Raw genomic sequence first — 20,865 nt, forward strand, 5'->3', positions numbered from 1 at the left:
TTTACTCATGACGAACGTCGATCAACAAGAAATCAATAAGTTCTCTGAACTCGCTTCACGCTGGTGGGATCCAGAAGGCGAATTTAAGCCATTGCACCTTATTAACCCACTTCGCTTAGACTTCATTAATCAACACAGTGAAGGCCTGTTTGACAAAAAAGTCGTCGATATTGGCTGTGGTGGCGGTATTTTAGCAGAATCTATGGCGCGTGCAGGCGCGACGGTAACAGGTTTAGATATGGCAGAAGCCTCGTTAGAAGTAGCGAAGCTGCACGGTTTAGAATCAGGGGTAAAAGTTGACTACGTATGTTCAACTGCCGAAGCATTCGCAGAAGCAAATGCAGGACAGTTCGACGTGGTAACCTGTATGGAAATGTTAGAGCATGTACCCGACCCGGCTTCTGTTGTACTGGCCTGTGCTAAGTTGGTTAAGCCTGGTGGCCATGTTTTCTTTTCTACGCTTAACCGAAACCTAAAGTCGTATCTGATGGGGATCGTAGGAGCGGAATATATCCTTAAACTGGTTCCAAAAGGCACCCATGATCACAGTAAGTTCATCAAACCATCTGAACTTATGGCGATGACCGATCATGCTGGTTTGCTGCCTCGAGATATGACAGGTCTACACATGGACCCAATTTCTCAAGGCTTTTATCTCTCTGCGAATAATGTCGACGTTAACTACTTACTATATACAGTAGCGCAAAATTAATTTAACACTATATATTGGGTTGCGGCGATATTTTAAACACCATATATCGTGTTTATATAAAAACTATTTTCTAAGAATAAATTAATTTTTATGTCGAAGAAATAATTAAAAATGCTTGCAATCCAGATATTTTACGCTTGTAGAACGCTAAAAAGTTAGTTGTTACTAACATAAATTTCATGCCAGATTGAGTGCTTGAAATACCACCAGATATTGGGTTGCATTAAGACTAAAACCTCACTATCTTGTGTTTAATTCAGCACGTGATCCCAATGCAGATTTTCTGGGATCGCACAGATCGCTAACGAGATTATGGCAATGCCATATGCAGTGTGTGACATCAACCTCGCTGAAAATATAAATGCAGTGAAAAAATTAAATGAGCAGTCTCTACTTTGTACTTTCGGTATTGGTTTAGGCCGCTTTCGTGTGTGTTGTTATCTGGCGTGAGCCAATGGTGATAATCTCACTCACACTCAATAAATTAAAAATGAAAATGGGCATTACATAGCCCACGCATCAAGCGCTAACAGACAAACGGCCAGTAACATGAACAACAACTTATTAGTCACCAAACGCAACGGTGAAAAAGAGTCCATCGACTTAGAGAAAATCCACAAAGTCGTGACATGGGCAGCCAAAGGACTTAAAAACGTTTCAGTTTCACAAGTTGAAATCAAGGCACAAATCCAGTTTTATGACGGTATCAATACTAGCGAGATCCATGAAACCCTGATCAAATCAGCGGCAGATCTTATTTCTACCGATGCGCCAGATTATCAATACCTAGCTGCGCGCTTGGCCATTTTCCACCTTCGCAAAAAAGCCTATGGTCAATTTGAGCCGCCTGCCCTACTTGAGCATGTAGGTAAGATGGTTGATATGGGCAAATACGATAAGCACTTGCTTGAAGACTACACGCCTGAAGAATTTGCTGAAATGGACTCGTATATCGACCATTGGCGAGACATGAACTTCAGCTACGCTGCAGTTAAACAGCTTGAAGGTAAATACCTGGTTCAAAACCGAGTTACAGGTGAAATCTACGAAAGTGCACAGTTCCTATATATCTTAGTGGCGGCATGTCTTTTCGCAAATTACGATAAAGCGACGCGTATGGACTACATCCGCCGCTTCTATGATGCCGCTTCAACATTCAAGCTGTCATTGCCTACACCTATCATGGCTGGCGTACGTACGCCTACTCGCCAGTTTAGCTCATGTGTACTTATCGAAACCGGCGATAGCCTAGACTCCATCAATGCAACCGCAAGTGCCATTGTTAAATACGTAAGCCAGCGTGCGGGTATCGGTGTAAACGCAGGCCGTATTCGCGCACTAGGTAGCCCTATTCGCGGCGGTGAAGCATTCCATACGGGTTGTATTCCGTTCTACAAATACTTCCAAACAGCCGTTAAAAGCTGTTCACAAGGTGGTGTTCGTGGTGGCGCTGCTACGCTGTTCTACCCTATTTGGCATATGGAAGTTGAATCACTGTTAGTGCTTAAGAACAACCGTGGTGTTGAAGAAAACCGTGTACGTCACCTAGATTACGGCGTTCAGTTCAACAAACTAATGTACCAGCGCATGATGAAAGACGGCTATATCTCACTATTCAGCCCGTCTGACGTTCCAGGTCTTTACGATGCTTTCTTCGCTGACCAAGAGAAGTTTGAAGAGCTATACGTTAAATACGAAAACGACGACAGCATCCGCAAAAAGCAAATTAAAGCCATGGAGCTATTCAGCTTGTTCATGCAAGAGCGTGCAAGCACAGGTCGTATTTATCTACAAAACGTTGACCACTGTAATACGCACAGCCCGTTTAACCCAGAAGTTGCGCCAGTTCGTCAGAGCAACCTGTGCCTTGAAATTGCGCTACCTACTAAGCCGCTTCAGCACGTTAATGATGAGAACGGTGAAATTGCACTATGTACGCTGTCAGCGTTTAACTTAGGTGCGATTAAGTCACTGGACGAGTTTGAAGAGTTGTCTGACCTTGCAGTACGTGCGCTAGATAACCTGCTTGATTACCAAGACTACCCCGTTCCTGCTGCATATAATGCTACGATGGGACGTCGTACGCTAGGTGTTGGTGTTATCAACTTTGCATACTACCTTGCTAAAAATGGCGTTAAGTATTCTGATCACAGCGCGAACGGTCTAGTTCACCGCACGTTCGAAGCAATGCAGTACTATCTACTTAAAGCGTCGAACAATCTTGCTAAAGAAAAAGGTGCGTGTCCTAAGTTTAACGAAACCACCTATTCTCAAGGCATCATGCCAATTGATAGCTACAAGAAAGATCTTGATAGCGTATGTAATGAACCACTTCATTACGACTGGGATGCACTTCGTGAAGAAATCAAAACTCACGGTTTGCGTAACTCTACGCTGTCAGCATTAATGCCGTCAGAGACGTCTTCTCAGATTTCAAACGCGACAAACGGCATTGAGCCACCGCGTGGTTTTATCAGCATTAAGTCGAGTAAAGATGGTGTTCTTAAGCAAGTTGTACCTGAGTACGAAACGCTAAGAGACCAATACGAGCTACTTTGGGATATTCCTTCAAACGATGGTTACCTACAACTTGTTGGTATCATGCAGAAGTTTATCGACCAAACTATCTCAGCGAATACCAACTACGATCCAAGCCGTTACGAAGGTAACAAGGTACCAATGAAGCTTCTTCTTAAGGACCTTCTTACTACGTATAAACTGGGTGTTAAAACACTTTACTATCATAACACTCGCGACGGCGCGTCAGACACATCTGCTCTCGATGCTAAAGCGAGCGAGCCTATGCCACGTCAAGAAGAAGTGGTTGTAGAGGAAGATGATGATTGTGCAGGCGGTGCGTGTAAGATTTAGAACACGCCCCCTGTTTAAATGGCAAATGCATAAAAGGAGTTAACTGCATTTGCCATTAACGTTTCGCAGCAAGAACACAAACAATAATACGCGTTAATCATTAAGTTTTTAGTTAGGCCATCATGAAATACACTACGTTTAATCAGCAAAGTACTAATCCATTGATCGAGCCGATGTTTTTCGGTAACCCCGTAAACGTTGCACGCTACGACCAGCAAAAGCATGCCATATTCGAAAAGCTTATTGAGAAGCAAATTAGCTTTTTTTGGCGCCCTGAAGAAGTTGACGTTTCTCGCGACCGTGTTGATTTCCAAAAATTGACCGACCCAGAAAAGCACATCTTTATTTCAAACCTTAAGTACCAAACCCTGTTAGATTCGGTGCAAGGCCGTAGCCCGAACATCGCGTTCTTGCCTATTATTTCATTACCAGAGTTAGAAACTTGGGTTGAAACATGGTCTTTCTTCGAGACTATTCACTCACGTTCGTATACTCATATTTTGAGAAACTTGTTCTCAGACCCAAGCGAAATATTCGAAGATATCGTAGTGAATGACGAAATTAAGCGACGTGCTGCTGATATTTCTAAATATTACGATGATCTCATTTTCGCCACTCAGCTTTGGCAGACACAGGGTGAAGGCGTACATACAGTGAATGGTGTTGCACACACTATTAACATGTATGAGCTTAAGAAGAAGCTTTACCTATGCATGAACTCGGTGAACGCACTGGAAGCAATCCGTTTCTACGTGTCTTTTGCCTGCACATTCGCTTTCGCTGAGCGGAAGCTGATGGAAGGTAATTCTAAGATTATTCGTTTGATTGCCCGTGACGAGAATCTGCACTTATCTTCAACACAGCATATCCTTAATTTGTGGGCTAAGGGTAAAGATGACCCTGAAATGGCGCAAATTGCAGAAGAGTGTAAAGAAGAAGCGCGCGCTATCTTCATGAACGCTGTTGAGCAAGAAAAGCAGTGGGCTGACTACTTGTTCCAAAACGGCTCAATGATTGGTTTGAATAAAGAAATTCTTTGCCAGTACGTTGAGTACATTGCGAATCAACGTATGTCTGCTATTGGTCTAGACACCCCGTTCGAGATAAGCAGTAATCCACTTCCATGGATGAATAACTATTTGAATTCAGACAACGTGCAAGTGGCACCTCAAGAGTCTGAAATCAGCTCTTATCTTGTTGGTCAAATCGACTCTGCCGTGAGCGAAGACGACTTTGCTGATTTTGAGCTGTAAAACTACAGCTTAATGAGCAGCAACGATAAATCACTCCGCATCGACGTTGTCGATGTGGGGGCGATTATTTCCCCTTCTGATTCCACTATCTTAAACGCCCTTGAAGCAGCGGACGTTCATATTCACTACCATTGTCGTGAAGGCTTTTGTGGTGCATGCCGCACAAAGCTAATTGAAGGCGAAGTTGAGTACACCACAGATCCCCTCGCCTTCATTGACGACGATGAAATTCTTCCTTGTTGTTGCGTGGCTAAATGCCCGCTAAAAATAAAAGTACCGCTGTAAAATCTTCATTCATCGTTCTCACTATCACACTCACAGTGTTTCTGCGCGTTAGAGTAATCCACTTCAATAGTTTTACGTAGCAACTTAACACTAATCAAACGTAAGGATAATGTTATGAGTGAAGTTTCTGGAAAAGTTGTCATCATTACAGGTGCAAGTAGCGGGCTTGGAGAAGCAACGGCGAAAATGCTTGCGGATAAAGGTGCTAAATTAGTGTTGGGCGCCCGCCGTGAAGACCGTCTTAAAAAACTTGTAGATGAAATTGAATCTTCAGGTGGCCAAGCTACTTATCAAACGGTAGATGTCACGAAAAAGGATGAAGTCAAGGCGCTTGCGAAAGCGGCCATAGATGCCTATGGGCGTATTGACGTGCTCGTCAACAATGCTGGTCTTATGCCACTCGCTCCGCTTGACGAGATGAAAGTTGACGAGTGGGATCAGATGATAGATGTAAACATAAAAGGCGTTATGTATGGAGTAGCAGCTGTATTAGGACAAATGCGAGAGCAAAAAAGCGGGCATATTATCAATCTTTCCTCTGTGGCAGGTCATGTTGTGTTCCCTGGAGCAACGGTTTATTGCGCAACTAAATTCGCTGTTAAAGCAATAAGTGAAGGCATTCGCAGGGAGTCAAATGGTGAAATTCGCTCTACCAACATCTCACCTGGTGCAGTGGCGACAGAACTTACTGACCACATTTCTCACAAAGACTCAAAGCAAATGGCAGATGATATGTATGACGATGCTATCGATGCAGATGCTATTGCACGTGCAGTAACGTTTGCCATAGAGCAGCCTGGCGACGTAGACATAAACGAAATGATCATCAGACCTACCCGTCAGGAACTCTAATACAGCTCATTGCTAACGTAATGGTATTGATTGGCCATCTAATGATTAAGCCTGCAAATGCAGGCTTAATTTATTTCTGAATTTAAAGTACTTTTTCGATGGCATACAATTCTTCATCAATGACCTGTAAGCGAGATGCAACAACGGCTCTCGCGTCGTTTACGCCTTTATTATAAAACGATGCGCCCATTTCTTTACTAATGAAGTCCAGAAGAAATTCTCCGTCAAATTGACCAAGTTCCACGCTTAATTCATCATCAAAATATCGTTGCAGTTTAGCGACTAGCGCGTCTTTTTCCTCACGGGTAAATGCAATATCACTCATTGTCATCCTTCATTCGTCACTTATAAAATGTCACGTTCTTTGTTTTAGACTCAACTATCGTTTTTCTTGCTCGTTAGCAATTATAAACGTTTTAACGTTAACACACCGCACGCCTAATTTTAGATTTTTTTAGCATGTAGACTCGGCCTGGTATGATTTTCGTATACACCTTGTAGACTTCTCTATTTTTAATTGCTGATTGTCTAAAAACAGTTATTTTAATGCAGAGTCTACATGCCCTTTTGTTCAAAGCACTATCGCAATAGTTTGCGTAGATAATTACATCAAAATGGGGCATCGCTTTCACGTAATTTGCGAGGTTAACAATGAAAGTTCTACCTATTATCGGAATAACAACCGTACTAGCAGCAAATAGTTTACCTGCTTGCGCCAACCCTAACCCTCATAAAGATAAATCACTCCCTCCGGGTATAGAGAAGAAGTATGAACGAACAGGTGAATTACCGCCGGGTTGGGAAAAAAAGCTAGCCGTCGGAAATCGTTTAGATCGTGATATTTACAACCATGCCCGCATCATTGTGCCTTTGGGAGGAGACGGGTTAGTAACAGTTCGCATTGAAAACAAAGTGGTACGCCTTATTCAAGCCACAAGGGAAATTGTAGAGATTTTAGATTAAGCCTGCTCATATCTGAAAGAGAGCTTCTGATATGGAGCTCTTAGCTCACTTTTACTTATGGCTTACTATCAACATTTGAAAATTGACTTGCCCTCACTCGACAGTAGTATCTGGAATCAACCATAGTTTTTTAGTTGGGTAGCCATCATGTTACTCCTGCAACACATCACGCAGGATATACTAGAGCCAGTTATTCTTTGTTGTACATCAAGACTCAACAATCCCCAACTTAATGACTTGTTTAACACTTCTATAATAATGGCGGCGTTTCATTTTCTATGATGAAAGTACAAACGGCCCCAATTGCAATAAAGAAATCAGGAACAAAAAATGGCAGCTAACGCACTGTTTAAGCCTTACTCAAAGGGCAACTTATCGTTAACCAACCGAATTGTTATGGCCCCCATGACTCGTCAATTTTCGCCTAACGGCGTACCTACCAACGATGTAGCTGGTTACTATAAACGCCGAGCTCAAGGTGGCACAGGTTTGATTATCACCGAGGGCACTACAGTAAACGATAAAGTAGCTACGATGGATGCAAATATCCCTCAATTCCATGGCGATGAAGCGCTAGCCGGTTGGAAAAATGTGGTAGATGAAGTTCACAGTGTCGGTGGGAAAATTATGCCTCAACTATGGCACGTGGGTATGGCGAGGGTAGCGGAAAAAGCGCCTTATCCTGAACTTCCAAGTGCAGGGCCTTCAGGTTTATTCAAACCAGGAAAACAGGGCGCTGAACCTATGACCGTTGAACACATTGAATCCGTGATTACTGCCTTTGCACAAGCAGCAGCAGATGCCAAAACTATTGGTATGGATGGAATTGAGATTCACGGTGCTCATGGTTATCTAATCGACCAGTTCTTCTGGGAAGGCACAAACCAGCGAACTGACAGTTGGGGCGGTAACATGGAAAATCGTGGACGATTTGCGGTTGAAATAATTAAAGCCATACGTGATGCAACCGGTCCCGATTTTCCGATCGTACTGCGCTATTCGCAGTGGAAACAACAAGATTACACCGCTCGTTTAGCGCACACGCCCCAAGAACTAGAACAGTTTCTTCTGCCGCTAAGTGAAGCTGGAGTAGATGTTTTTCATTGTTCTCAGCGCCGCTATTGGGAAAACGAATTTGAAGGCAGTGATTTAAACCTTGCAGGCTGGACGAAAAAATTAACTGGCAAGCCCACCATAACGGTAGGGTCAGTTGGGCTCAATGACGACTTCTTCGGCGCATTCAAAGGGCAAGATTCCAGCACTCGCTCAGTCGATGATTTACTTGAACGTTTAGACGCTGGCGAATTTGATCTGGTTGCTGTAGGAAGAGCGCTACTACAAGATCCGAACTGGGCAAACAAAATAAAAGAAAACCGCACCAACGAACTAGAGCAATACTCTGGTAAAGCCTTGGCAACGCTGTCTTAAGCCCTATTAAATTAAGCACTAGCGCGGCAAAGTTGCGCTAGTGCCTCTCCCAAAAGGACTCAAAGTCTGATTTGCTGAGCGGTTTTGCAATGAAATAACCCTCGCATAATCACAGCCCATGCTTTTTAGAATATCGTATTGTTCTTGTGTCTCGACACCTTCCGCTACTACCTTTATTCCGAGTTTATTCGCCATCACAATAATGGCTTCGCACAGCACCTTATCATTGCTAACGTCAGTCATCGACTTCACAAAGCTCCTGTCAATCTTGATAAAGTCTGTAGGAAAGCGCTTTAAATAAGAAATAGAGCTGTAACCTGTACCAAAATCATCCAACGCGATATCAACGCCTGCTTGCCTAAACTGGAAAAGCTTCTTGGACACCATCTCATTGGCTTCCATTAATAAGTTTTCCGTGACTTCAAGAAGTATAGAACGCGCAGAGATCTTCTGGTCTAAAAGCAGGTTTAACCATTGAGTTATATTAGATTCTAAATTGAAGTAGTGGCTAGGTGACGTATTAATACTCACCTGCAGCTCTTGACGGTTTTGGGCTTTCCATTGTTTGATATTGGCACAGACTTCATTAAATACCCAATTACTGATATCAATGATGAGTCCAGATTCTTCCGCAAGTGGAATAAATTCATCTGGTGTAATTCTCCCCTTCGTGGGATGCTGCCATCGAAGTAACGCTTCAGCTTTCATCACTTTCTGGCTGCTGAAACATGCAATTGGCTGGTACTCAATAAACAATTCTTTGTTCTTAACTGCATAGCGCAAATCATTCAACAAGGTCATTCTCTTGATTGCTGCAGTTTGCATGTCGTGGGTATAATACTGATAGTTGTTTTTACCGAGATCTTTAGCACCGTACATCGCTTGGTCGGCATTCTTTAACAGGCCTTTGACATCTTTTGCGTCGTCCGGGTATAAGGTGACACCTAGGCTCGCGCTAGTATGCACACGTTCCAGCTCTAAACTATAAGGTTTTACGATCTCGCCAAGTAGCTTTTGTACGACCAGTTCTATAGAACTTAGGCCTTTAATGCCGTTTAGGATAATGACAAATTCGTCACCGCCTAATCGGGAAACGGTGTCATCTGAACGCAAACACTGCTTTATTCTTCTGGCGCACTCAATTAAAAGCTTATCACCTATATCGTGACCAAGCGTGTCATTAATATCTTTGAAATTATCAAGGTCCAAGAATATCACCGCTACCTTATCGCTCTCTCTATCGGCAGCCTTAATGGCTAACTGTAAGTGATCCAACATAAGGTTTCGGTTAGGAAGTCCTGTCAAAGAATCAAAGTTGGCTTGCTTCCATATAAGTTGATTCGCCAGCTCTCTTTCAATAGCGATGCTAGCGATATGCGCGAACTGTTCGATTAAGCGCATTTCGTCCGCTGTCGGTACTGCTCTTTCTCTATGATAAATTGCAAAAGTACCAATAGCGTCACCATTAGCTCCTTGTATTGGCTGTGACCAACAAGAACATACACCAGCGCGCAATGCTAAATCTTTCCAATCGGTCCAGAACGGGTGCGTACTGATATCTTCAACAATGGTCGGTAAGTTCGTCGCGGCTGTATTTCCACATGATCCCCTGCCTACACCAAACTCAACGCCATCGATAGCGTCGTTATAAAAGTCGGGTAAAGAAGGCGCAGCACCCATTTTCAGCTTGCCATCTTCTAATAGCAGGATACTGCAAATTTGATCTGTGTATTCGGCCTCTATAGCATTCACAATGTCGTGGAGTACGGTATGCAATGACTCTGCATTTACCACTTTCTCTAAAATAGCGCTCCTCACACGGGTGATTTTTTGTGTTTGAGCTAGCTTAAATTGGTACTCTTCCAACTGAGTTGAGAGATCATTGAATTCTTGTCGCTGTAGTTCCGACTCTACAAGTTTTGCAAGCTGCTCTAATTGCTGTATTTGAACGCAATTGAATATTTTTGGATTATTATCCGACACACATAGCGTTCCCACCGCAAACCCCTCTATCATCAGCCTAACACCCGCGTAAAAACGAATGTGAGGATGACCAACCACAAAAGGATTGCTTTTGAAGCGAGGGTCCTCTTGAGTATCTGGAACGACTAAGGTTTTGTCCTGCGCTATAGCATGGGCACAAAAGGCGACATCCCTTTCTGTTTCAGTCATATCGAGATTAATAGCCGACTTAAACCACTGCCTACTGTCATCGACAAATGTGACCGATGCGAATCTACAATCAAAAATGCTACTCGCTAGTCGAGTAATACGGTCAAAGCGCTCTTCTGGTGGGGTATCGAGCACTCTCAGTTTGTTGAGTGCAGCTAGCCTCTCATGTTCATTTACAATAGTCGGGGGTGTGCGCACAACTCACTCCTAAATCCAACACGGTCGAATTGCGCACATTGTGCAACACGCTTTCAATAGCGTGGTTAAGCCAGTTGGACATTATTTCTGCCGCTCTCTTTGGCTTTATATAATGCGTCATCGGCTTCCGATAGTGCTGACTCAATAGTGTCATGATGTTCTTTTACATAAGATACACCCGCACTAACAGTGATATCAATAAACTTCCCGTTCACATCTAGAGGGTTTTTACTTATTCGATCTCTTAACTTTTCAGCTAACTTGAAGGCGCCTGCGCGGTCGGTATCAGGCAATAAAAGTACGAATTCCTCACCGCCAATGCGCGCTACGCAATCTGCATTACGCGAAGACATTTTTAAAATTTTTGCTACGTGTTTAATCGCTTTATCACCCATGTCGTGGCCGTGAGTGTCGTTGATACGTTTAAAAAAATCGATGTCGATCATCACCACTGACAGCGATCGCTTGTAGCGGTGACTAGCCGCTATTGCTTGTTGGGAAACAATCTGAAATGCCCGTCGATTTAGCAAACCAGATAGGTAATCAAAATTAGCGTCTCGCTGGAGCTTAGTGGCAAAACGACTTACCTTTGCCACCATTGGACGAAATATGAAAAACGCTTCAACTAATATGGTGAGGATAATGATGCCCAACACTACGTTTTGTGCATTTCTAAGGTCGTTTACTTTTTCCAAACTCTCTTTTTCATATTGCCCAACAATGTTGTGTAACGGTGTTAGCAGGTCGCTTTCTGCGAGTTGTAAAAACATCAAACTTCCGTTAGAAAACTGGACAGCGCCAACGTTACCATTTTCTGAAAGTGCGGCCCTTATCTCGCCTTCAAATAACTTTATTTTCTTATCTACATCAGAGGGAGGCATAAAATAGAGGTTATACAGTTCTTCAGAAAGTGGGCTGGGTTGACCTTTTGATAATGCTTCAAAATGTGGTGCTAGCAGAAACTGATGGTTTTGCTTCATTTTCTCAATCGCAGCTATAGAGAGTCTTTTTGATTTTTGAGCGCCAGTTTGCAAGTAATCGACCGCAAACATACTGGCTCTTTGCGAAAGCATGCGTTGCTGACCACTTACGTTAACAATTTTGCCAGTATTGTTCTGCTCTGAAATGACTTCATCTAACATGAAGTGAACAACCAGAGACAGTACCGCAATCACTGAAAGCGAAATAACATAAGTTAGCGTTAACAATCTGCCTGGATTTCTTATCGTTATTGGATCTTCTGCGTTCATAACTGCGTTCCCATTATTTAGTGATCTACTACGTTAGCACTGTTGGAAAATTCAAATATTGCTCTTTAGTCTAGAAATATGCGTTAACGCTCCCCCATTAAACTTTATAGAACTATTTCGCCACGGCGGAAAATAACGCTTTTTCTGTTTTAAACGTAGCGTATAAAACGCTATTTTTTTATAACCAAGTAGATGCCACCCAACGTAGCTATTGAAGCAACCAGGATCTGCATTGTGAGTGGCTCACCAAGCGCTATCCACCCCATCAGCGATGCTATGACAGGCACGCTCAGTTGCACTGTCGCGGCGGTGGTTGATTTGATAAGGGGAAGCGCGCTGTACCAAATAGCGTATCCGCAACCCGATGCAAACACCCCTGATGCAAGCGCGTAATAAACCCCCTCGCTATCTAAGACAAAATTATCTGCGCCCACGAAGCAAACCACACCAACCAAAGGAACACAGAAAAACGCGGCATAGACGAAATTACCCGATGTAGATAAAAGGGCTGAGCTACTTTTTTTACCCAAAAGCGAATAGACGCCCCAAGCCATACCCGCCAAAACCATAACCGCGCCTGCTAAAAGAGGCGGTGCTGCCGCGCTAGGCAACAGTAAGATAACAAGGCCTAAAAATGCCAACACAAACCCCAACCACTGCCATTTTTTAAATCGCTCGCCATTGAACAACCCTACAGAAATCATAGTGAGTTGCACGGCACCAAATAATAAAAGTGCCCCCGTTCCCGTGGACATTGAAATATAGGCATATGAAAAGCAGATAGCGTAAACGAACAACGAAATGCCACCGAGTACGCTGGCGTTGTTTTTTAGGCCATGAAAAAGGCCTTGAGAAGGCACGCTCTCACTTTTGCGATGTAGGAAATAAGAAGACAAAAGTAACAACGCTATCGCCCCGCTCGCTAAGCGTAAGATAGTAAAACTAGCAGGGTCTATATCGGTGTTAGCAAGAGCCATGCGGCATAGTAGCGAATTAGCAGCAAATGCAATCATGGCAATAGCGACCAATACAAAGGTTTTCAACAAACCGAATCTCCCTAGTTTTAAACGCAAAAATGCTTAGCTGTACACTAACTTATCCCGTAATGCATCGAAAAGTAAACGCTTAAACGCAAGAGACAATATTTTACAACGACGTAGACAGGTCAAACTGCCTAAAACGAAAAAGAGGACCGAAAGGTCCTCTTTAAATTAGTTATTGCTTGATCAGAGTTTTAAAGCGATAAGCCTAAGCGCTCAGCCACTTCAATATATGTCTCGACAACAGAGCCCAAACCTTGTCTAAAGCGGTCTTTGTCCATCTTTTTACGTGTTTCTTTATCCCACAAGCGACAGCCATCTGGTGTGAACTCATCACCTAGTACGATATTGCCATCTTTGTCGACACCAAACTCTAGTTTATAGTCTACAAGCAACATACCCGCGTCATCAAAGAGTGCTTTCAAAACACTGTTAACCTTGAAGGTCAATGCTTTCATTTCAGCAATTTGCGCTTCGGTTGCCCAACCAAATGATAAAATATGGTAGTCATTTACCATTGGGTCGTGAAGTGCATCATTTTTTAAGAAAAACTCGAAAATAGGTGGGTTAAGCTCTTTGCCCTCTTCCACACCCAGTCTGCGAACTAAAGAGCCAGCAGACAAGTTTCTCACCACACACTCAACAGGGATCATGTCGAGCTTCTTAACCAAAGACTCAGTGTCAGAAACCAGCGCCTCAACTTGCGTTGCAATGCCTGCTTCTTCAAGCTTTGTCATAATAAAGTGATTAAACTTGTTGTTTACTTCACCTTTGCGTTCTAGCTGTTCAATCTTCTCACCATCAAACGCCGAAGTGTCGTTTCTAAAGTGAAGAATAAGTTTATCGCTATCATCAGTGTAATAAACAGTTTTTGCTTTACCGCGGTAAAGCTCGTCGCGTTTTTCCATTCTCAGTCTCAGTTATATATCAAGGTTATCTTCTGACATGACCTCAGCAAATGCACTGTAAAGGTCGGAAACCTGATTTGCTTCAAACGGTACACTTTCATTATTCATGAAGGTAACTGACGTGCGATCTGCACCCGCTCTTGCAACTTTCAAACGATAGTCACCTTTCTTTAGTAACTCTTTATCGCTTGAGAATAAACCATCCCACCAACTACCTTGATCACCATTATAAGTGACAAATAATAGGCCGTTTGATTTATCTAAATCTTTAACGTCAAAACCAAGCTTACGCAGTACTAACAGCATTCTTGGCCACGCTACATCATACTTAGCTTCTACGATATACGCCGCATCACCATCGGCATTAAAGCCCATCTCGGTATTGATACCCTGACGGATACGAGCAATTCTTCGTGTCTCTGCTAGCTGAATTTGGTACTCATAGTGACCAACAACTTGGTTCAACACCTCAACTTCTTCGCGACGTTCTTCCATTGAAGAGACTTCTGAAACCACGTCGTTGCCCAATGTTTGCATATAGTCCTTTAATTCAACAGTAAGCGCAGCACTACGGCCGTGAGGTTTAACGTCTAAGCTGAATTCAAAACGTCGACCGATTTCGCTTTCTTCATCTATAAAGCTATACCAAGGACCTTCGACTTCTCTAGTTATCACCATCCAGTCAGTAACCAGCACTTTCTCTTCTGGACTAAAGCTATCTACACCAATACCTTGTTCATCTAAGAAACTTAAAAGCGAGTTCCAAATTGCTTGGCTTAGCGGCTGACTATCGTCAACCTGGTCAAACCAAATGGTTGCTGAACTCTTACCTTCCTCAATGTGAGAACCCGTAACTAAAGGTAAAACTAATGCTGGCGAGCGAACCATCAACGACTTGCCCACCAAATTTGAATCGGCCTCTTGACCTAACTCAGGTAATACAAAATCACGAGAAAAAGCAGGTGCATCTAAGTCAGAAGGTACTTTTAGCGATTCTTGTTCTTTAGTTTTTAAGTATTCGTAGCTGCCAGACGCGGTCTTTCTATCTATTTGGCTTGAACAACCTGCAAGTGCAACCATCGCTACTGAACTTGCTATAGCCAGCGTTCTTTTCATCTGTGTTCCTTATTAACCAGAAATCAATGCGTATTTTTTTAGTAGTTCTTCGATACGTTTTTGGCTTGATAGTTCCGGTAAAACCATAGGTAATCGCATAACTGCGCTTTCCATCATGCCCATTTTATACAATGCCCACTTCGGCATTACTGGATTTGGTTCAATAAATAGTTCGCTGTGAAGTAATTTAATGGTTTCATCGATATCGCGACATTTATCAAAATTATTTTCTAGCGCAGCTTCACACATTTGTGCGATTGCTTTAGGCACTATATTAGCCGTTACGGAGATAACGCCATGACCGCCTTCACACATAAACTCGCAGCTTGAACCGTCATCGCCGCTAAGTAAAACAAAGTCATCGGGAACCAAAGGCTGAGTAGCCTTAAGGCGTGCAATATTGCCAGTCGCGTCTTTAAGACCAACGATATTTTTGTGCGTTGCTAATTTAGCCACCGTTTCAGGCAGCATGTCGGCTACGGTGCGGCCTGGTACATTGTAAAGAATAACAGGTAAGTCACTAGCGTCTGCAATTGCATTAAAGTGCGCGACCATACCCGCCTGTTGAGGCTTATTGTAATAAGGTACTACGCTTAGGAAACCGTCTATACCTGTAGAGCCTAATTGCTCTGTAAGAAAAATAGCCTCTGCCGTAGAGTTTGCGCCACTGCCGGCAATAACCGGAATTGCTCCCGATGCCATAGCAACGGTTTCTTTAACCACATTGATGTGTTCATCAAAAGGTAGCGTTGCTGACTCACCAGTAGTTCCAACCGACACTATACCGTGGGTGCCCTGCTCTACATGAAACTTCACAAGTTTCTCTAAAGACTTGTAATCAATATCGCCGTTTTCGAACATCGGCGTGACGAGTGCTACGTAACTACCAGTAAACATAATCTCTCCGAAAAATGTGAGCGCACATGGTAAATATGTCGGTGCTTAAACACAAGTAATAGCGCAAGTAAAATGACAAGAATTTGACAATATCTTATTCAAAGGCAAGAAAAAGGCGCTGACTTATAAAAAAACTCTGTGCTAACATCCCGACATTATTAACATTGAAGTGAAGTAGATGTCGAAACACCAACTTATCGTCACCATCTTGGGGACAGACAAAAGTGGCATTTTAAGCGAAATTGCAACGACGGTATCAGAAGCTCAGTGCAATATTCTAGATAGCAGGCAAGCCATATACGGCAAAGAGTTCTCGCTGACCATGATCATAGAAGGAACGCAAAGCGCTATCACCAAAGCTGAATGTATTTTACCTGCGCTATTTCAGCGCCTTGACCTGCTTTCTATGATGAAGCGCACTAGCCATCACGAAAAGCAAAACCTTGCCCATCTTTTTAATGTCGAGTTTAGCGGAGAAGACGCAGCTGGCTTGATTAAAGCGGTAACCGGTTTTTTTGCCGAGCGTCATGCAATGATAAGCGCATTTAGACAACGCACATTTAAAGACAAGACATCGGGTAAAGACAACATGCGTTGCAAATTTGTTGTTTCTCTTCCCTCTAATGAAAATGTAGACGCACTAGAATCTGATCTAATGTCTCTGTTCACTTCGTTAAATGTGACAGGCAAAGTTGTAGACAAACAAAAAAAGGATCCCAATGAAAACGTTACAAGCTGGTGATAAAGCCCCACAATTCTCATTGCAGAACCAAAATGATGAAACCGTATCTTTAGCTGATTTCGCAGGTAAAAAAGTACTGGTTTATTTTTACCCTAAAGCGATGACGCCAGGCTGCACTGTACAAGCCCAAGGCTTACGCGACGTAAACGAAGAACTCACGGCGAAAAATGTGGTTGTGCTAGGAATTAGCCCAGATGCAGTTAAACGCCTGCCTAAATTCATCGAAAAAGAAAACCTAAACTTTACGTTGCTTTCTGATGAAGACCACGCCGTTGCCGACGCTTTTGGTGTGTGGGGACCTAAAAAGTTTATGGGTAAAGAGTATGATGGCATTCATCGCCAAACATTCCTCGTGGATGAAAACGGTGTTATTGAGCACGTTTTCAACAAGTTCAAAACAAAAGAACACCACACTGTAGTACTTGATTATCTAAACAGCTAAACCGGTATAGAATTTAAAAAGCCCCGATAACATTATGTTTTCGGGGCTTTTTTTATACTTACTCAATTCGTATCAGTGTTTACCTATAACGCCTATTTGAATCAGTACTCGTTTTGAATCTCGTACTGGATGGCGCTGACTGGTTCGCCAAATGGGAATAACTACTTCGCCTCTTCCGGTACAATAACGGGGTTACTAGACCACGCTGTAATTACCGCCTTCACGAGGGTAGCGAGAGGAATAGCGAAAAATACGCCCCAGAAACCCCAAAGACCTCCAAACACTAATACTGCAACGATTATATAAAGCGGATGCAAGCTAACCGCCTCCGAGAATAGCAGCGGTACCAACAAGTTACCGTCTAACGCCTGAATAATGCCGTACGCTATCATTAAATACCAAAATTCTGGTGAAATACCCCACTGAAACATAGCGACAACGGCCACGGGTATAGTAACCACTGCTGCACCGATGTACGGAATAAGTACTGAAAATCCCACCAATACGCCAAGCAAAATAGCATAACGTAAGTCCATCAATACAAACGTTACGCAGCTCACCGCGCCCACAATTATAATCTCGATCACTTTGCCGCGAATATAGTTGGCAATTTGAGAGTTCATTTCGTGACCAACTTGCGTAATTAAGCGTCGCTCCTTAGGCAGCAAGCGAGATATGCTGTCTAAAAAGAAAAGCTTATCTTTTAGCATGAAAAACACCATAAGCGGTACGAGGATAACGTAAACGAGCAACGCAGCTAAGTTGGCGATATTACTAAACGAAGCAGAAATAAGGGTTTCGCCCACCTCAACCAATTTGTCATTTAAACCTTCCATCATTTGATGGATTTGATATACCTGAACGTAATCTGGATATTTGTCCGGAAGCGTTAATATCCATTCTTGTGCTTTCTGCCATATTAGCGGCGTTTCTTGAATCAAGTTAACGCTTTGCTTGGATATAATTGGAACAAGGCCAATTAAGGTCAATATGGTTATAGTGATAAAGCCGAGCATTACAACGACGCAGGCGAGCGTTCTACTTACGCCGACATTTACCAAGCGACAGACTGGCCAATCGAGTAAATACGCAATCACTGCTGCAACCAACACAGGCATAATTAGCCCGCCCCACAATAGCAACACTGCCGTGGTCAAAAGGATCAAGATAAGCAACATTGCTGCATCAGGATCAGAAAATTTGCGTCGGTACCAACGACCAAAAACGCTAATCATATAAACGCCTAGAAATTACTAAGAATAGGACACGCATCATAGTTGATAGCGCTAGCACTTAGCAATAAGTAGCACTTAAGAATCTTTCAAAATCAAACTGGTATGATGTTTTTACAGTATAAGCATTAATGTGTAGAGTGGTTGTTACAACAGTAAAAGAATAAACTGGATGCGTTTGTGTCGCATTGGTATAACTGACGTGTCATAAACGAGATGGCATAGGCGATATTGCCTTGTGTCTTCGAAAATGATGCATATAAGAAAAAAATAAAATTTGAAACTGTTTAGCAACTTAGCGCTCTAAGGATTAAGCAGTATTAACCGTATACAATGATTGTAGGTTCATGAGAAAAAAGTTTTCAGCATCTTTGGTTGCCCTTTCCTTCGTGCTCACATCGAGCCTCACGGCTGTTGCACAAGATGCCAATTACAGCAATAAAAATGCGTTACCTGAAATAGGTGTTGTTGCGTCAGACGCCATATCGCTTGATAAAGAGATGATTGTAGGCGATGCCGTAATGCGGCAAATGCGCGGTCAAAGTCCTGTAATCTCAGATCCGGTGCTGGATGAATATTTACAGGATGTAGGCAACCGATTGGTTGTCCATGCTGACAACGCCAAATTTCCTTTTGAATTTTTCTGGGTAAATAATGATGCCATTAACGCATTCGCGTTTTTTGGCGGTCACATTGGTGTTCACACGGGTTTAATGCGTCGTGCTGAAAATGAAAGTGAACTGGCTTCGGTGCTAGCGCACGAAATTTCTCACGTAACTCAACGCCACATAGCACGACGTATGCAGGCGCAGCAGCGCTCATCTCCCCTTGCCTTGGCGTCACTTATCGGCGGGGTGCTAATCGCAATGGCCAACCCAGAAGCGGGTATTGCGGCCATGCAGGCAGGAACCGCAGCCTCTGCACAATTGCAAATCGACTATACCCGTTCAAATGAACAAGAAGCCGATAGAATTGGTATCGCAATGCTTGCTCGTGCGGGCTTCGATCCGAGTGCGGCTGCTTCATTCTTTTCTACCATGGCGGAAGAGTACCGCATGGTTTCTCGTCCACCCGCAAGGCTGCTCACTCACCCTTTAACCGAAACCCGTATTGCTGATGCGAGAAATCGCGCTGGTGACTATCCTAGACGCTACTTACCCATTAACAAGCAATTCGAGTTGGCTAAAGCACGTATAAAGGCACGCTACTCGTTTAAAGCTGATTACGCTGTAGAATATTTCGAAGCGGCCGTGGCTCAAGACGTACAGCGCAGTAAAGAAGCGTCATTATATGGTTTAGCGCTTGCTTATATGCGCGCTGAAAAAATCGAAAAAGCCAAAGACATTATGGATGAGTTAATAGCAAAAGATAGAGGAAACCTCTTTTATCTCGACGCTATGACAGATATCTATATTTCTCAAGGTGAGCCTTTAAAAGCCGTTGAAATGCTAAGACCTCACGTTACGCATAACCCTAGAAATCAAGTATTGGCGCTGAACCAGGCCAATGCTTACATAAGCGCAAACAAATATGAAGAAGCGGTGTCTCTACTTAAAGATTTCCTGCTGGTTAAAAAAGATTATCAACTGGCACATCAGTTGATGAGTGAGGCGTATCAAAAGTCGAAACGTTTCTCGCAAATGCATCAGAGCAAAGCGGAAGTATATGCATTGTATGGTGCTTATAACCGCGCGGTTGACGAACTTCAATATGCGTATAATTTCGCAGGCGATGATCACCTTGAAAAACAAAGAATCAGAGCGAGAATAAAACAATTTCGCGACCAAGAAGAGCGTTTACAACGACTCTAGACCATCGCACTTCCCTGCTATTCGTCAGCGCCTTTCAATTCAGCTAGGCGCTGACGCAGATGCGCTGCCGTAATTTCTCCCATTATCGTATCTTTTATTTTCCCATCAGGTCCAAGAATAAAGGTCGCTGGCAAATAAGGGGGTTTTTGCATGGGCAGTTTAGTGTCTGGCGAACTTACAATAACAGGCAATTCAATATCAAACTTCTTAGCCATGGCTTTGAGTTCAGGCTTCGTTTTAAGGTCGTAGTTAATAGCAAAAAGAAGGGTATCGTCAGGTAGCGACTGATTAAATGTGACGAGCTCAGGCATTTCTCGTAGACATGGTGCACACCATGGCGCAAAGTAATTTACCACAACCCACTTCCCCTCAAGATCTTGCCAAAGGTAAGCAGTTCCATCTAATGTTTCAAAGTCATGTTGAAGACGCTGATACGTATATGCACCGGCAAACGCAACAAGCGCTAACAGCACTAGAAAGAGTATAGGCTTTATTTTTCCTGCATTACTTTTTGGCTGTGACAACAACATATAACCTTCTAATTTTGATTATTTTTTCATAGTGCCAGATTCTTACTTCGCGCACTAACATAAATTCAACCACGCTTTTTAAGCACCGTTTTCCAGAAACGATGCTGTAAACAAAGAATAGTACGAATTTATTACCCGTTATCGGTAAACTGCTTGATATTCT

18 protein-coding genes and 1 pseudogene are annotated in these 20,865 nt (G+C 43.1%); 10 read left to right on the top strand and 9 right to left on the bottom strand.

All coding sequences use genetic code 11. The features are described from left to right. The first annotated feature begins 7 nt into the window (after positions 1–7). The 5 genes from ubiG to MASE_RS10155 all read left to right on the top strand — a co-directional run bounded on the left by ubiG (position 8) and on the right by MASE_RS10155 (position 5,973). On the top strand, positions 8–712 hold the full coding sequence (gene ubiG / locus MASE_RS10135) for a bifunctional 2-polyprenyl-6-hydroxyphenol methylase/3-demethylubiquinol 3-O-methyltransferase UbiG (protein WP_014949647.1): 705 nt from the start codon (positions 8–10) through the stop codon (positions 710–712). A 549-nt stretch (positions 713–1,261) separates the two neighbouring features. Beyond that, positions 1,262–3,583 carry a class 1a ribonucleoside-diphosphate reductase subunit alpha gene (nrdA, locus tag MASE_RS10140; protein ID WP_014949648.1) on the top strand — a complete coding sequence of 774 codons (2,322 nt, stop codon included), beginning with the start codon at positions 1,262–1,264 and terminating at the stop codon, positions 3,581–3,583. A gap of 122 nt (positions 3,584–3,705) precedes the next feature. Next, positions 3,706–4,836: a class Ia ribonucleoside-diphosphate reductase subunit beta gene (nrdB, locus tag MASE_RS10145; protein WP_014949649.1), complete on the top strand. Its 1,131-nt coding sequence runs from the start codon at positions 3,706–3,708 to the stop codon at positions 4,834–4,836. A 12-nt stretch (positions 4,837–4,848) separates the two neighbouring features. Next, positions 4,849–5,121: a class I ribonucleotide reductase maintenance protein YfaE gene (gene yfaE, locus MASE_RS10150; RefSeq protein WP_014949650.1), complete on the top strand. Its 273-nt coding sequence runs from the start codon at positions 4,849–4,851 to the stop codon at positions 5,119–5,121. Positions 5,122–5,235: 114 nt separating this feature from the next. Continuing rightward, positions 5,236–5,973, top strand: a complete 738-nt coding sequence (locus MASE_RS10155; RefSeq protein ID WP_014949651.1) for an SDR family oxidoreductase — start codon at positions 5,236–5,238, stop codon at positions 5,971–5,973. Positions 5,974–6,055: 82 nt separating this feature from the next. Here MASE_RS10155 and MASE_RS10160 read toward each other — a convergent pair whose 3' ends face one another. After that, positions 6,056–6,298 (bottom strand): DUF2164 domain-containing protein, encoded by a 243-nt coding sequence (locus MASE_RS10160; RefSeq protein ID WP_014949652.1) that lies wholly within the window; start codon positions 6,296–6,298, stop codon positions 6,056–6,058. A 326-nt stretch (positions 6,299–6,624) separates the two neighbouring features. Here MASE_RS10160 and MASE_RS10165 point away from each other — a divergent pair, with 326 nt between their 5' ends. Both MASE_RS10165 and MASE_RS10170 read left to right on the top strand, forming a co-directional pair. Next, on the top strand, positions 6,625–6,936 hold the full coding sequence (locus MASE_RS10165) for a hypothetical protein (RefSeq protein ID WP_014949653.1): 312 nt from the start codon (positions 6,625–6,627) through the stop codon (positions 6,934–6,936). Between the two features lie 330 nt (positions 6,937–7,266). Continuing rightward, positions 7,267–8,364 (top strand): NADH:flavin oxidoreductase, encoded by a 1,098-nt coding sequence (locus MASE_RS10170; protein ID WP_014949654.1) that lies wholly within the window; start codon positions 7,267–7,269, stop codon positions 8,362–8,364. 37 nt (positions 8,365–8,401) lie between these two features. On the opposite strand, the pseudogene MASE_RS10175 reads toward MASE_RS10170, so the two are convergent. The 6 genes and pseudogenes from MASE_RS10175 to dapA all read right to left on the bottom strand — a co-directional run bounded on the left by MASE_RS10175 (position 8,402) and on the right by dapA (position 15,945). After that, a pseudogene (locus tag MASE_RS10175) lies at positions 8,402–10,734 on the bottom strand (sensor domain-containing phosphodiesterase). 65 nt (positions 10,735–10,799) lie between these two features. Then, positions 10,800–11,984: a diguanylate cyclase gene (locus MASE_RS10180; protein WP_014949656.1), complete on the bottom strand. Its 1,185-nt coding sequence runs from the start codon at positions 11,982–11,984 to the stop codon at positions 10,800–10,802. A 170-nt stretch (positions 11,985–12,154) separates the two neighbouring features. Beyond that, positions 12,155–13,030, bottom strand: a complete 876-nt coding sequence (locus tag MASE_RS10185; protein ID WP_014949657.1) for a DMT family transporter — start codon at positions 13,028–13,030, stop codon at positions 12,155–12,157. A gap of 188 nt (positions 13,031–13,218) precedes the next feature. Next, the gene (purC, locus tag MASE_RS10190; protein ID WP_014949658.1) at positions 13,219–13,932 is read right to left on the bottom strand and encodes a phosphoribosylaminoimidazolesuccinocarboxamide synthase; all 714 of its coding nucleotides are present in this window, start codon (positions 13,930–13,932) and stop codon (positions 13,219–13,221) included. A 12-nt stretch (positions 13,933–13,944) separates the two neighbouring features. Further along, positions 13,945–15,048, bottom strand: a complete 1,104-nt coding sequence (gene bamC / locus MASE_RS10195; RefSeq protein ID WP_014949659.1) for an outer membrane protein assembly factor BamC — start codon at positions 15,046–15,048, stop codon at positions 13,945–13,947. A gap of 12 nt (positions 15,049–15,060) precedes the next feature. Continuing rightward, entirely contained in the window at positions 15,061–15,945 is an 885-nt protein-coding gene (dapA, locus tag MASE_RS10200) for a 4-hydroxy-tetrahydrodipicolinate synthase (RefSeq protein WP_014949660.1), read from the bottom strand. A 178-nt stretch (positions 15,946–16,123) separates the two neighbouring features. On the opposite strand from dapA, the gene MASE_RS10205 reads away from it, so the two are divergent. Both MASE_RS10205 and bcp read left to right on the top strand, forming a co-directional pair. Beyond that, a complete protein-coding gene (locus MASE_RS10205; protein WP_014949661.1) occupies positions 16,124–16,687 on the top strand; it encodes a glycine cleavage system transcriptional repressor in 564 nt (187 codons plus the stop codon). Then, a complete protein-coding gene (bcp, locus tag MASE_RS10210; RefSeq protein ID WP_014949662.1) occupies positions 16,665–17,129 on the top strand; it encodes a thioredoxin-dependent thiol peroxidase in 465 nt (154 codons plus the stop codon). The genes MASE_RS10205 and bcp overlap by 23 nt, the downstream gene beginning before the upstream one ends. Positions 17,130–17,290: 161 nt before the next feature. On the opposite strand, the gene MASE_RS10215 is transcribed toward bcp, so the two are convergent. Then, positions 17,291–18,364: an AI-2E family transporter gene (locus MASE_RS10215; protein ID WP_014949663.1), complete on the bottom strand. Its 1,074-nt coding sequence runs from the start codon at positions 18,362–18,364 to the stop codon at positions 17,291–17,293. A gap of 344 nt (positions 18,365–18,708) precedes the next feature. Here MASE_RS10215 and bepA point away from each other — a divergent pair, with 344 nt between their 5' ends. Then, a complete protein-coding gene (bepA, locus tag MASE_RS10220) occupies positions 18,709–20,172 on the top strand; it encodes a beta-barrel assembly-enhancing protease (protein ID WP_014949664.1) in 1,464 nt (487 codons plus the stop codon). 17 nt (positions 20,173–20,189) lie between these two features. Here the strand turns inward: bepA and MASE_RS10225 are convergent, their stop codons facing one another. After that, the gene (locus tag MASE_RS10225) at positions 20,190–20,702 is read right to left on the bottom strand and encodes a TlpA family protein disulfide reductase (protein WP_014949665.1); all 513 of its coding nucleotides are present in this window, start codon (positions 20,700–20,702) and stop codon (positions 20,190–20,192) included. Positions 20,703–20,865: the final 163 nt, after the last annotated feature.

The organism is Alteromonas macleodii ATCC 27126 (assembly GCF_000172635.2).
GTDB lineage: Bacteria > Pseudomonadota > Gammaproteobacteria > Enterobacterales > Alteromonadaceae > Alteromonas > Alteromonas macleodii.

What these genes read in the sequence shown, in the direction of transcription:
- MASE_RS10165 (WP_014949653.1), top strand. Translation starts at nt 6,625, where the DNA reads ATGAAAGTTCTACCTATTATCGGAATAACAACCGTACTAGCAGCAAAT.
- MASE_RS10160 (WP_014949652.1), bottom strand. Translation starts at nt 6,298, where the DNA reads ATGAGTGATATTGCATTTACCCGTGAGGAAAAAGACGCGCTAGTCGCT.
- nrdB (WP_014949649.1), top strand. Translation starts at nt 3,706, where the DNA reads ATGAAATACACTACGTTTAATCAGCAAAGTACTAATCCATTGATCGAG.
- yfaE (WP_014949650.1), top strand. Translation starts at nt 4,849, where the DNA reads ATGAGCAGCAACGATAAATCACTCCGCATCGACGTTGTCGATGTGGGG.
- bamC (WP_014949659.1), bottom strand. Translation starts at nt 15,048, where the DNA reads ATGAAAAGAACGCTGGCTATAGCAAGTTCAGTAGCGATGGTTGCACTT.
- MASE_RS10180 (WP_014949656.1), bottom strand. Translation starts at nt 11,984, where the DNA reads ATGAACGCAGAAGATCCAATAACGATAAGAAATCCAGGCAGATTGTTA.
- MASE_RS10155 (WP_014949651.1), top strand. Translation starts at nt 5,236, where the DNA reads ATGAGTGAAGTTTCTGGAAAAGTTGTCATCATTACAGGTGCAAGTAGC.
- MASE_RS10170 (WP_014949654.1), top strand. Translation starts at nt 7,267, where the DNA reads ATGGCAGCTAACGCACTGTTTAAGCCTTACTCAAAGGGCAACTTATCG.
- MASE_RS10205 (WP_014949661.1), top strand. Translation starts at nt 16,124, where the DNA reads ATGTCGAAACACCAACTTATCGTCACCATCTTGGGGACAGACAAAAGT.
- bcp (WP_014949662.1), top strand. Translation starts at nt 16,665, where the DNA reads ATGAAAACGTTACAAGCTGGTGATAAAGCCCCACAATTCTCATTGCAG.
- nrdA (WP_014949648.1), top strand. Translation starts at nt 1,262, where the DNA reads ATGAACAACAACTTATTAGTCACCAAACGCAACGGTGAAAAAGAGTCC.
- purC (WP_014949658.1), bottom strand. Translation starts at nt 13,932, where the DNA reads ATGGAAAAACGCGACGAGCTTTACCGCGGTAAAGCAAAAACTGTTTAT.
- bepA (WP_014949664.1), top strand. Translation starts at nt 18,709, where the DNA reads ATGAGAAAAAAGTTTTCAGCATCTTTGGTTGCCCTTTCCTTCGTGCTC.
- dapA (WP_014949660.1), bottom strand. Translation starts at nt 15,945, where the DNA reads ATGTTTACTGGTAGTTACGTAGCACTCGTCACGCCGATGTTCGAAAAC.
- ubiG (WP_014949647.1), top strand. Translation starts at nt 8, where the DNA reads ATGACGAACGTCGATCAACAAGAAATCAATAAGTTCTCTGAACTCGCT.
- MASE_RS10225 (WP_014949665.1), bottom strand. Translation starts at nt 20,702, where the DNA reads ATGTTGTTGTCACAGCCAAAAAGTAATGCAGGAAAAATAAAGCCTATA.
- MASE_RS10215 (WP_014949663.1), bottom strand. Translation starts at nt 18,364, where the DNA reads ATGATTAGCGTTTTTGGTCGTTGGTACCGACGCAAATTTTCTGATCCT.